The following is a 12,257-nucleotide window of genomic DNA, read 5'->3' as shown; positions in this document are numbered from 1 at the left end:
CATTATAATGCTCAAATAAAAGGTGGTTAATCATGAGTACTCATTTTTCGGTCAGTGTGCATTGTTTGTTGTTGTTGTCTTTCAGCGCGCCTGAACGAATCACTTCGGCACTGATTGCAGGTAGTGTGAATACCAACCCTGTCGTGGTCAGACGTATTCTCGGTGGGTTGAAAAAGGCAGGACTTGTGGACTCCTCACCAGGAACAAGAGGATTTTACCTCGCCAAACCCTCAAGCGAAATCACATTAGCCATGATCTATCAGGCTGCCAAGGATGAAGGGCCATTGTTTCCGATTCATGGTAACTGTAATCCGAATTGTGATGTTGGCCTTCGTATTGACAGCCTTCTGACCAATCTGTATCAGGTTGCCGAAGCAAAGGTGGAACAGTTCTTCGCATCCATTACTCTTGAAGATATGGAGCGTTCCTGTTCCCAGCTTGAAGTTCCATCACATGCCGAATAAAGCGTAATGTAAGGGAAAGGGAAGGTGTGCTGTACTATGAAAATTATTGTCATCTCGGACACTCATTTACCTCGAAAAGCACGTAAGTTACCCGATCCCTTGGTTGAGGCGCTATCAGATGCTGATCTGATTCTCCATGCCGGGGATTGGTCGGACTGGAGTGTACACAAGCTGCTCAGCGCTTACGCCCCCATTGAAGGTGTTGCAGGCAATACGGACCCGCCTGAAATAGGTCAAAAACTCGGGTTCTCCCGCATCGTTGAAGCGGACGGTTTGCGTCTTGGTCTTGTACATGGTCATCTGGGATCGAAGTCTACAGAGCAGAATGCGATTCACACTTTTGCAGGACAGCAGGTGGATGCTGTGATTTTTGGACATTCGCACATTCCAGTGATGCATACGGTCAATGATGTGCTGATATTTAATCCGGGCTCTCCTACGGATCGGCGCTTTCAGCCCCAATATTCTTTTGGTATCATGACTACAAATTTAGGGAAATTGCAGGCGGAACATGTTTTTTATGATGTAAAATAGAAGTTGCAAACCAGGCATCTCGAATCAGAAGGATCTTCTGTTATTCGGGGTGCTTTTTGTTATGTATGCATTCAAAAGGGAACTTGCAAGTTATCTCTGAATGGGGAATATGGTCCGCTGTTTATCTGTCATTCATCTCTTCTCGTTGCCCCCTATGGTGGCCTTCGTATGAATGATACAATGCGTTTACAACAATAAATTGAATACGTTTACATAAGGAGATGAATGTTGATGAAATTGTCTGTATTCACTGTTGCCACACCGGACTTGACCGCAGAAGAATTGGCTTCTGCTGCAGCCGCAGCAGGCATTGAAGGGATCGAATGGAGATATCGTGGAATACCGGCGGATGCTTTGTCCGAAGAACCTTCTTATTGGAGACATAATCGTTGCTCGATAGATCCGGATCAATGGGAGGAACAGGTACCGGAATTACGTGAAGCGGCAAAAAAGCATGGCAGACAGTCGATTGCATTGGTGCCATATCTGAGCTGTGGAGATCTGCTTGCCACGGAGCAAGCATTTCAAACTGCACAAGCCTTAGGAGCATCCATAATGCGTGTTGGGGTTCCCGGTTATGATCGCAAAACCAGCTATCCTGAATTATACAAACAAACTGTGCATTATCTGAACGAGGTTCAAGAGATGGCCCAACAGTATAAGGTAAAAGCTGTAGTAGAAACCCATCATCAAACGATTGCCCCCACTGCATCACTAGCTTATCGGCTCGTGCAATCGCTGGATTCACAGCATGTAGGGGTGTTGTACGATCCAGGCAACATGGTGCATGAAGGATATGAGAACCATCGTATGGGACTGGAATTACTGGGACCTTATCTGGCACATGTGCATGTGAAGAATGCGGCTTGGTTCAAGGATGAATCAAACAAGAATTCGAATTCCAGTGTGAATGAACAAAATACAGAAATCTTGCTAACATCAAACTGGCATTGTCAGTGGGCCCCCTTGACTGAAGGCGTGGTGAACTGGTTGCAAGTATTCCGTGACCTTAAATCCGTTGGGTATGATGGATATTACGGGATTGAGGATTTTAGCGGGGTCTTGCAATCGAAGGCGATGTTACAGCATTTTGCAGATGTTTTTGCCGAAATTGAACGTCGTGTGGACGAGGAGGTACAGGTATGAGTTTGGTTCGAGTAGCCGTTATTGGAATTGGGAATATGGGTACAGCCCATGCCAGAACGTTGGTTGCAGGAGAAGTTCCTGGTGCAGAACTGGTGGCTGTGTGTGATGTGAGACAAGAAATGGAGAGCTGGGTATCCAGCAATCTTCCGGCTTCAGTCACCTATTGGCAGGATGCGGAGCAGATGATGTCATCAGGGACGATTGATGCGGTAATTATAGCAACCCCGCATTATGACCATCCCGAAAAGGCCATTCAGGCTTTTCAGAATGGTTTGCATGTCATGATTGAGAAACCTGCCGGAGTATACACCAAACAGGTACGCAAGATGAATGAAGCCGCGGCTACCAGCGGCAAAGTGTTTTCCATGATGTATAACCAGCGAACCAACCCTTTATATATCAAACTAAAAGATCTAATTGCCTCGGGAGAACTGGGTGAGGTACGGCGTACCAACTGGATTATTACGAACTGGTATCGCTCTCAGAGCTATTATGATTCAGGCGGCTGGCGGGCAACGTGGGCTGGTGAAGGGGGCGGTGTCCTGATCAACCAAGACCCTCATCAACTGGACCTGTGGCAATGGACCATCGGCATGATGCCGGTGCGTATGCGTGCCTTCTGTTCATTCGGCAAATACCGGAACATTGAAGTGGAAGATGATGTAACGGCATATGTCGAATATGAAAATGGAGCAACAGGTGTATTCGTGACCACAACGGGTGAAGCACCAGGCACCAACCGATTCGAAGTCAATGGGGATCGTGGGAAAATTGTCATTGAAGATGGTCAGTTGACCTTCTGGCGTCTTCGTGAACCCGAGCCTGAATTCAATCAGAGATTTAAAGGAGGATTTGGACAGCCGGAATGCTGGAAATGCGAGGTGCCAATTACGGGTGTGGAAACCGGACATCCTGGCCTGATTCGCAACTGGATCGATGCCATCCTGAACGGGACACCGCTCATTGCTCCCGGTGAAGAGGGTATCCATGGTTTGACTTTGTCTAATGCTATGCTGCTGTCAACCTGGACCGATAACTGGGTAGATCTGCCGATCGATGAGGATTTGTTCTATGAGCATTTGCAGCAGCGGATTGCCAGTTCAAATACAAGGAAAGACAAGGCAGAGAGTGGCAGTCAACCTGCTGATCTGTCAAAGACATTTAAGTAAGTGGAACTTATACACCAGGCTGAACTTAAGGCGTGTACAGGATAACTGAACCGATAAACGGAAAATCCAATTGAATTGGAAAGGTGGAGAAGGTATGGCTAAAGACGGCATGTTTTATGCACCAAAGAGTCTGAAAAAAGAGATCGTATGCGGTCCAGGTGAGTTTACCATTGCTGCTGTAGCGTTGGACCATGGACATATCTACGGTATGGTTGGCGGGCTGGTGGAGGCTGGGGCAACGCTCAAATGGGTATATGATCCTGACCCAGCTAAAGTCGAGGCTTTTCGGAAACAGTTCCCGCAGGCACAGATCGCGGCATCTGAAGCGGAGGTACTTGCTGATGATGAAGTGCAGCTCGTAGCCGGAGCAGCCATTACATCGGAGCGTGCGCCACTCGGCATGAGAGTCATTGCCGCAGGCAAAGATTATTTTACGGACAAAGCTCCTTTTACTACACTGGATCAACTGGCCCTTGCGCGTGAAGAGGTTAAACGCACTGGGAAGAAGTATATGGTCTATTACAGTGAGCGTCTGCACGTGGAAAGTGCGATCTATGCCGGACAACTGATCGAACAGGGAGCGATCGGCAAGGTTGTACAGGTTATGGGGACAGGACCGCATCGATTGAATGCGGGTGGTCGGCCTGAATGGTTCTTCCAGCATGAAAAGTATGGCGGCATCCTCTGTGATATTGGAAGTCATCAGATCGAGCAGTTTCTGACCTTTGCTTCATGTACAGATGCAGAAGTGGCCTTCAGTCGGGTGAACAATTTCAATCATCCACAATTTCCAGAACTAGAGGACTTTGGCGAAGCATCACTGATCGGCAACAACGGGGCTTCCGGTTACTTCCGGGTAGACTGGTTTACACCGGATGGTTTGGGTACCTGGGGCGATGGGCGAACGGTTATTTTGGGAACAGACGGATACATTGAGCTGCGTAAGTATATCGACGTAGCCAGAGAGCCTGAGGGCGATCAGGTGTACCTGGTTAACCATGAAGGGGAATACCGTTATAGCGTCAAAGGACAGATCGGTTATCCATTCTTTGGTGAACTGATCCGGGATTGTCTCGATCGAACAGAGAATGCGATGACACAGGAGCATGCGTTCAAAGCGGCAGAAATTTGCTTGATTGCACAGCATAAGGCAATGAGTGAGAGAGTTGTATGGAGTAGTGGTGCGAAGTAAAGGGTTTTATTTAAAATAGTAATAGATTATGTAGGTGGAGAGCGGCCTGATGTAAAGGCCGCTCTTTTGTTTGTTGTAGTACCTTCGCAAATGGAACAATATGGTTTATTATGAAAGTAGTTCGGAAATTGGCTTGAATGTGTGGTGTTTACGAAGTACATAAATTAGATGTTATCGGAAATAACATGAATATATAAATTAGAGCGGAGAACATCAAATGAAATTTGAAATAATTCAAGCAAACAAAGATTGTAAGGAAGTTTTGGCGAATTTGATGCAGTTTTATATTTATGACTTTTCAGAATTTATAAAATGCGATGTAGAAGAAGATGGGCTATACGGAGCTTATCCATTAGAAGATTACTGGATAGAAAAGAATCATAGATTTCCATATTTAATTAAACAAAATAATAAGTATGTGGGTTTTGTATTGGTAAGATTAATTGAAACGGCTGAACGTGATTACTATTCAATTGCTGAATTTTTTATATTAAAGAAATATAGACGAGAAGGGATTGGCAAAGCTGTAGCTGCTCGTATTTTTGATTTATATAAAGGACAATGGGAAGTCTATCAGATCGAAGGAAACAAATCGGCTCAGATATTCTGGAATAAAACCATTGATGAATATACAAAAGGGCAATTTAAAGAGCGGATAGAGAATGGAAGAAGAATACAGAATTTTATTAGTTGATTCAAGGGATCATGTTACATCTGATAACATTGCATTACACATCGGTCGCTACGCTCCCTTGGTCACCAAGAAGAGTTTCGTAGAAGCTGAATCAGGTGACACAGACACATCCAATCGGCTAAGTGGCAGAGCCACCCGGACCTACGGCCCTTAAGCCGATTGAACGTCCGTAATACGCGAACGTTATATGTAATAGCTGCAAAGAAATAATAAAAAAAATTTAAATTACTTTGGAGGTAAGTCGAGATGGAAAGCAGAAAAATCGATAGTAATGAATTCCCGATATTGGAATTTGATGAATCGCGAGTTGCAATAATAGAAGCAACTAATTTTATCAAGCCAAAAGAAGAATTTGAATACTGTGTAATAACATTTTTTCGAGATGTAATTGAAAAAATGAAAACGGAGGGAAAGTTGAAAGAAGTTGCATGTCTACATTGCGAGACTTTAGATTTACCAATATATGAAACATATTATCAAGGGAAAAAAGTACATATTACTTTGGGGTATTTAGGAGCTGCAGGTTCAGCAGGATTCTTAGAAGAACTGATAGCCTATGGTTTTCAGAAATTTATAGTTTGTGGTGGTGCAGGTGTATTACAAAAAGACATTGCTGTTGGACATGTAATAGTACCAGTTTCGGCAGTGAGAGATGAAGGAGTATCATACCATTACATTAAGCCATCAAGAGAAGTTGAATGTAATCTAGAGGTATTAAAATTCATAGAGGACGATTTTAATATACATAATATAAGGTATATTAAGGCCAAAACTTGGACGACAGATTCATTTTATAGAGAGACTAAAGAAAAGGTTGAGTTGCGGAAAGCAGAAGGGTGTGTAACTGTAGAAATGGAAGCAGCAGCATTTATGGCTGTTTCACAATTTAGAAATGTAAAATTAGGTGTTATCTTGTATGGCGGTGATGATTTAAGTGGTGTCGAATGGGATAGTCGAAGTTGGAATAGCAGATCAGAAATAAGAGAAAACCTTGTTCAAATATCAATGCGGATATGCAGTTCTTTATAACTGAAATAGCTATAATCCATTTATTAATGCATTTATTAAAAGGGAAATACTAAGTAGACAACACCGTATTCACGCTGCGGCCCCTAAAGGGGCCTTGGTCTGCAAGGGGCATTTCGGAGAAGTGGATTCAGCAGACAATCCTGCGAGGCTAAGTGGCGTAGCCACCCGGTCTTAGCGGACCTTAAGCCTCTCGGGTTCGTGAATACAACAACGTTATGCGCCATTACCGGTAAATATTAAAGATAATATTTAAGGAGATAATTTATGAAAGGTAAGATACTCTTCTTATTTTTTATTACGATAATGTTTTCATCATGTCAAAATATTAGTCAATCGACTACTTTGAATAGCGAAACTAAATCAATAATGAATTCTGAACTGCATCCTGATGTAGAGAGTAAAGGTAATGGAACAGAATCGAAAGAAATAACAGAAGGTCGATCAGAGCCTTCTAACAATGAAGTGTTATCCATGAGAATTGGGAACTACGATTTAAAAGGAGAATTTTATGATGAAATGCTTCGAAATCCTATAGATCATGATTATGAAGTAGAATTTAATGAATTTCAAAATTCCAAAGAGATTATTACAACAATGGGATGGGGAGCGTTGGAAAGCAAATATACAGAAATTTGGGATAAAGAGTTGAATCAAATATATAAAAAGCTTCTTTCTAAGTTGGATAGAGAACCAAGAGAAGCACTAATCGAATCGCAGAAAGAATGGTTACAGTATCACTTAAGGGAAACAACATTTGTAGAGAAGACATTTATTAATAATGGTTACCTTGGATCAAAAGGATCGGTAAGCCTAGGCACGGTTATACGGGAGAGAATTAGGGAAAGAACAATGCAATTATTTGAATATCGATATTTGCTAGATAGTGAAGTTGAGTTTTTATACCAAAGTAAAAAATAGAGTTGGAAGCTTGATCAAAGGTTTCTAGGTGATGCTGCTTCGAAGACAGTAACGGCACATAACAATGTATTCATGTTGCGGGGCTACAACCTCGGTTATCAGATGTATAATCATGGAAGGATACTCAGACAACAAACAACCCAGCTTAAGAGAAGAGCTATCTAAGGCTGGGTCGTTTCGTGAATACAAGAGCGTTATGTGAAAAGATATTCAGATCTAAATCAGAAGGGAAGTCAAACATAATGATCAGAGTCGATGTAGCTTATTCCTTAATTACTGACCCAACCAATTCCAAAATATTAATGGTAAGGAATGTAGATGATTCTAGTGACCGATGGTCACTTCCAGGCGGGGCTGTTGAAAGAGAAGAAGCATTAGAGCAAGCAGCAATAAGGGAAGCTAAAGAAGAAACTGGACTAGATATTAAAGTTCATGGAATAGTGGCAGTAAATGAATGTAAATTTCCGAAAAAAGAAGAACATGTAATATTTATAACATTTAAAGGTGAGGTAATCGGTGGGAATGAAGAAATAGTTAGACCTAATGAAATTTCTGAAATAGCTTGGATTGATATAGAGAAGGCTGAACAATTGATGCCTTACTATAAAGATGGATTAAGAAGATTAATAGATGGACATGAAATAACATATTTTAACGAAGGCAATAAGTAATTTTGTTAGTTGTTCGCGAGGTTCATTTCCCTAAGATAAGAGCTCTCTAAGGGGAATGGACCTCGCGAATACAGAAACGTTATTTGAAACTTTGGAATGGCGGAAAAAAGAAAAAACAATAAAGGAGATTACCTCAATGTGTACTAGTTTCGCTGTTCATTTAGACAAGACATTTATTGGTATGAACTTCGATATTTCTCGAAGACCAATCAAAATTATTATGATTGGCGAAGATCAACTATTAGTCCTTCAGAATGATGATGGACAATTTTATCCAGCCTTCGGTTTGAATAGTAGTGGTACATTCATGAATTTATTAATGGTCGATTCAATTGAAGAAGGCAAATATAGACGTGGCAAGAATTGCGTACATATTATGAAATTGTTTGATGAAATTCTTTCAGGACGGATCGAGTTATCTCAATTAAGTGAATATTTAACCAATAACGTAATTGTTAATGTCCCGAGTCATAGTGTCCACAGTTTGATAGCCGGGAGAAATCGGAAGACATATATTGTTGAGCCTGGAAGAAAGAACATTGATATTAACTCTTCCGATAGGGACTTCATGGTACTAACTAATTTTCCTGTATCGGATAATTTCAATAATGAATATAAGAATGTTGAAGGACCAGGAAAGGATAGATATATAAAGGCCTATGAAGTCATTACAAATAACATAGAAACATTTAATATTGAAACAGGCCTTAACTTGCTTAAGGGTACTGCTCAGCAAAGTGGGGATTATCCAACCCAAATTTCGCTTATATTTGTTCCAGAAGAAAGTAAAGTTCATTTTACTTTGAATGGAGATTTTACAAAGATATTTGAATTCTCATTTATCCATAAGCAAATTCAGAGTTTTGAAGGTTTTACAAGCAATAAAAGTCTTAAACTTACCAAAAAAGGTGTATTACTTTCAGAACTTGAAGATTGGTAATGACTGTACAGATATAGGAATAGGAATTCGAGAGAAATTCAAATGAAGTCTTAAGCATCACATCACACTATATTCATGCATAGGGCCCTCGTTCCGACCGGGCGATGAGACGTTGTGGATACGAGAACTTTAAGTGAGAGACCGGTAAAAACCATAATAGAAATAGGAGAGATTCTTATGGAACGCTTGGTAGTCATGACGGTAGGAAAAACTCATAGTGGCAAAACCACCTTTGCCAAAGAATTAGAATCCGTATTACAACAAGCTATTGTAATTGATCAAGATAATCATGCTGAATTTATTAATGAGCATTACAAGAAACTTCGCCCTATAGAAGGCCCAAACACTTTAAAATTCTCTGTAACTGACGCAATTGTTAACTATGCTACGGAGCAAAGCAATTTCCGCATTATCTTAAGTAACTCTAATTTGAATAAATCAGGAAGAGCAAAAGTTCTCCGATATTTTCATAACAAAGAATTTAAAAGTATCATTGTGTATTTTGATTTACCCGATGATTTATTGAAAGATCGCGTTATACGCACGCAAAGAAGCAAAGCTATATTTAGAAGTGCTTCAAGCTTTTTGGAAGTATTGGAGAGACAAGAAAATTTGTTAGAAATACAACCTAGTAAAGATGAAGCAAATTATATATTTATCATTAAGGACCCAAATAATACAGCGGAAGTTATTCAACAAATAATAGCAATCACGGGTACTAGATGATTCGATGAAGGCTGATCCTTCAGATAACATTATATCCACGCTGTGAGGTTTACGCCCCTTGTTCGTCCCGATGTATAATCATGGTAGAAATCGGACGACACACGAGCCGACCTAAGATAGGAGCTATCTAAGGCCGGCTCGCGTCGTGAATACAATATCGTTAGGTGAAATTACCGTAAAGCAGGTCAGATAGGGAAAACAAAGATGGAAGACCTATATCTTTTAAAACATGACCCATCTTAAGATATTTACAAAAAAAAATGACGAGATAGTAGACGACTTTTGGATATGGTCAGAGAAGCAAAAGCAAGTACTAGAATGAGAAACCACAATGAATGTGAAACGATTATAGATAAACTAAGTGAAAGATCATAGGGCCCTTGATCTACCAGAAGTATATTTGAGAAGAGTAATCAGGCTGGTACCCATTCTCCTAAGATAAGAGCTATAAATAGGGAATGGACGTCGCGAATATTTCAATTATCGGAAAGATACGCAAATCTATAATTTAAACATTGAAGGAGTACTAAATGGCGACTATAGCACTGATAAGGCATGGTAGCACGAGTTGGAATAAAGAAGGACGAGCACAGGGTAACTCTGATATTTCGCTGGATCAGGATGGGATTAATCAAGCAGAACTTTTAGAAACGAGATTAAGATCAGAAGACTGGAATCATATTTATTCAAGTACTTTAGCAAGAGCAAAGCAAACTGCTCTTATTGTAGGGAGTGCTATCGGAGTAGATATTCACTTTGATGATCGTCTTCGGGAAAGGTCCGGAGGATTGATTGAAGGTACTACTGAAGAGGAACGAATAGAAAAGTGGGGAACAGGTTGGATAGAATTAGATCTTGGACTTGAGCCAATTGAGATTGTCCAAAAGAGGGGTGGAGAGTTTTTAGAAGAAATAATGATGAAGCACCAAGGTGAAAAGGTGTTGGTGGTTTCTCATGGTGCCTTAATTCAATTTAACTTTATTAATTTAGTTCCTGATTTTCCTACAAAAGATTTTGGCAATACATCAATAACTATTTTAAAGAAAATAGATAATCAATGGATATGTGAACTGCATAACTGTACAAAACATCTAGAGGGTAATATCAAAGAAGGCTAATCCATCTGATAACACCATATTCAAGCTTCGGGGCATTTGCCCCTCGGTCCGACAGAAGTTAGAGGAATATTCGGGGCTAGATTTTCAGTAGCAAGGAAGTGGAATCAGCCGGACACATCCAATCGATTAAGTGCGCTGATGTTTACCCGGTAGCTTCGCTGTCTAAAGTCGATAGGACGTCGTGAATACCCGAACGTTATAGGAAACACTTCGAAAGCGGGAAAACATGAAAACAAATAAGGCAATGAAGAATTTATTGGATGAGTTATCTCAAACAAATAAATTCATAAATTCGGATTTATTAAATCCCAATTTTATTGAATGGGATAATTGTATCTTGATTCTAAGTTCTACAATCGAAGGAGAAGATGTGGTAATTAGATTCTATCAATCTAGGGATAATGAACCTGAATGGTTTAATCTAAACGATCTTGAAGGATATAAAGAAGAAGCGATTTTAGTAATTGAGATTCTGAATGTAGTTCAATGATGAGAAGTGCTTCGTATAACTAAATATTAAAGTTTCGCGCCATTCGGCCTTTGATACGGCAGATGCATTTCAGGGAAATGAAAGCAGTCGGACACATCTTCACCGACTAACTGCTTCGCGGCCAGCTGCTGACGGAGACTTAAGTCGGTGACGTCGCGAATACGAAACGTTATACAAAATTGGCATAAAGATAATACCGCATTGGAGGCGATATTATGGTGGTACACAAAATTGAATTATCCCAAGAAATATTAATTGGTTCATTTACTAAAGAAGTAACTCCAATCATTTCAGTGTCATCTGGTGATTCCATATGTTTTGAAACATTAGACGCAGGTTGGGGTACTGGGAGAAGTAATAGTGAGAGAAGGAAACCATTTTCAAGAAAAGAAAAAATTGATGGGGGTCACGCCTTGGTGGGACCTATTTATATTGAAGGTGCTAAGAAAGGCATGACTTTAGAGATTGAGTTTAATGATATTATACCTGGGCAATATGGTTTTACTGCTGCAGGTCAATATCCTAATTGGCAAAACCAGAAGTTACATTTGACCGAATTTAAGGAAATTAGCCTTGATTGGAAACTCGATAATAAATCCATGGTGGGAGTATGTGAAATCAACGGCAACTCCTTCTCGGTTTCATTACGACCTTTCATGGGCGTTATTGGAATGCCTCCAGATGACATAGGAATTCACTCTACTTGGCCACCACGATATTGTGGTGGAAATATTGATTGTAAAGAGCTTGTGAAAGGCAGCAAATTGTATCTTCCTATTTCTGTCGATGGGGGTTACCTTGCTATTGGAGATGGTCATGCTTTGCAAGGGGATGGAGAAATCAGTTGCCAAGCTATTGAATGTCCGATGGAAGTTGTTGATATAACTGTAAATTTGATTGAAGGCATAGATTTGTTAAACCCCCGAGCTAATACTCCCGCAGGGTGGATTACTTTTGGGTTTCATGAAGATCTTAATGAAGCAACCGTTCAAGCTTTAGATGGAATGCTTACCTTGATGGGTGAGTTGTATGGTTTAAATCGTGTTGAAGCTATTGCTTTAGGGAGTTCTGTTGTTGATCTACGTATAACGCAAATTGTAAATGGGGTTAAAGGGGTACATACCTGTCTCCCACATGGAATTTTGAAGTGATTCGAGCGTAACTTG

General features: G+C 40.5%; 14 protein-coding genes. All 14 read left to right on the top strand.

Annotation, left to right across the window (positions count from 1 at the left end):
- The first annotated feature begins 32 nt into the window (after window positions 1-32).
- Complete coding sequence (locus gpAD87_RS14525) at window positions 33-464, top strand: Rrf2 family transcriptional regulator (RefSeq protein ID WP_063563238.1); 432 nt, start codon at window positions 33-35, stop codon at window positions 462-464.
- 36 nt (window positions 465-500) lie between these two features.
- The gene (locus gpAD87_RS14520; protein WP_064639001.1) at window positions 501-998 is read left to right on the top strand and encodes a metallophosphoesterase family protein; all 498 of its coding nucleotides are present in this window, start codon (window positions 501-503) and stop codon (window positions 996-998) included.
- Window positions 999-1,229: 231 nt separating this feature from the next.
- Entirely contained in the window at window positions 1,230-2,144 is a 915-nt protein-coding gene (locus gpAD87_RS14515) for a sugar phosphate isomerase/epimerase family protein (protein WP_064639000.1), read from the top strand.
- The gene (locus gpAD87_RS14510) at window positions 2,141-3,313 is read left to right on the top strand and encodes a Gfo/Idh/MocA family protein (protein WP_064638999.1); all 1,173 of its coding nucleotides are present in this window, start codon (window positions 2,141-2,143) and stop codon (window positions 3,311-3,313) included. Before gpAD87_RS14515 ends, gpAD87_RS14510 begins: the two co-directional genes overlap by 4 nt.
- A gap of 94 nt (window positions 3,314-3,407) precedes the next feature.
- The gene (locus gpAD87_RS14505; protein ID WP_064638998.1) at window positions 3,408-4,505 is read left to right on the top strand and encodes a Gfo/Idh/MocA family protein; all 1,098 of its coding nucleotides are present in this window, start codon (window positions 3,408-3,410) and stop codon (window positions 4,503-4,505) included.
- Window positions 4,506-4,722: 217 nt separating this feature from the next.
- Window positions 4,723-5,199, top strand: coding sequence for a GNAT family N-acetyltransferase (locus gpAD87_RS14500; protein ID WP_064638997.1), 477 nt, complete (start codon window positions 4,723-4,725; stop codon window positions 5,197-5,199).
- Window positions 5,200-5,445: 246 nt separating this feature from the next.
- Window positions 5,446-6,228 (top strand): nucleoside phosphorylase, encoded by a 783-nt coding sequence (locus tag gpAD87_RS14495; protein ID WP_064638996.1) that lies wholly within the window; start codon window positions 5,446-5,448, stop codon window positions 6,226-6,228.
- Between the two features lie 264 nt (window positions 6,229-6,492).
- Window positions 6,493-7,146 carry a lysozyme inhibitor LprI family protein gene (locus gpAD87_RS14490; RefSeq protein WP_064638995.1) on the top strand — a complete coding sequence of 218 codons (654 nt, stop codon included), beginning with the start codon at window positions 6,493-6,495 and terminating at the stop codon, window positions 7,144-7,146.
- Between the two features lie 242 nt (window positions 7,147-7,388).
- Complete coding sequence (locus tag gpAD87_RS14485; protein WP_064638994.1) at window positions 7,389-7,817, top strand: NUDIX hydrolase; 429 nt, start codon at window positions 7,389-7,391, stop codon at window positions 7,815-7,817.
- Between the two features lie 91 nt (window positions 7,818-7,908).
- Window positions 7,909-8,757 carry a hypothetical protein gene (locus gpAD87_RS14480; protein WP_197521339.1) on the top strand — a complete coding sequence of 283 codons (849 nt, stop codon included), beginning with the start codon at window positions 7,909-7,911 and terminating at the stop codon, window positions 8,755-8,757.
- Window positions 8,758-8,934: 177 nt separating this feature from the next.
- Complete coding sequence (locus gpAD87_RS14475; protein WP_064638993.1) at window positions 8,935-9,483, top strand: ATP-binding protein; 549 nt, start codon at window positions 8,935-8,937, stop codon at window positions 9,481-9,483.
- 530 nt (window positions 9,484-10,013) lie between these two features.
- Window positions 10,014-10,601: a histidine phosphatase family protein gene (locus gpAD87_RS14470; protein WP_064638992.1), complete on the top strand. Its 588-nt coding sequence runs from the start codon at window positions 10,014-10,016 to the stop codon at window positions 10,599-10,601.
- A gap of 226 nt (window positions 10,602-10,827) precedes the next feature.
- A complete protein-coding gene (locus tag gpAD87_RS14465; RefSeq protein ID WP_064638991.1) occupies window positions 10,828-11,091 on the top strand; it encodes a hypothetical protein in 264 nt (87 codons plus the stop codon).
- Between the two features lie 215 nt (window positions 11,092-11,306).
- On the top strand, window positions 11,307-12,242 hold the full coding sequence (locus gpAD87_RS14460) for an acetamidase/formamidase family protein (protein WP_157258467.1): 936 nt from the start codon (window positions 11,307-11,309) through the stop codon (window positions 12,240-12,242).
- Window positions 12,243-12,257 lie beyond the last annotated feature (15 nt).

It is taken from the genome of Paenibacillus sp. AD87 (assembly GCF_001659845.1).
Lineage (GTDB): Bacteria > Bacillota > Bacilli > Paenibacillales > Paenibacillaceae > Paenibacillus > Paenibacillus marchantiae.
This window is presented reverse-complemented; position numbering and strand designations above follow the sequence as displayed.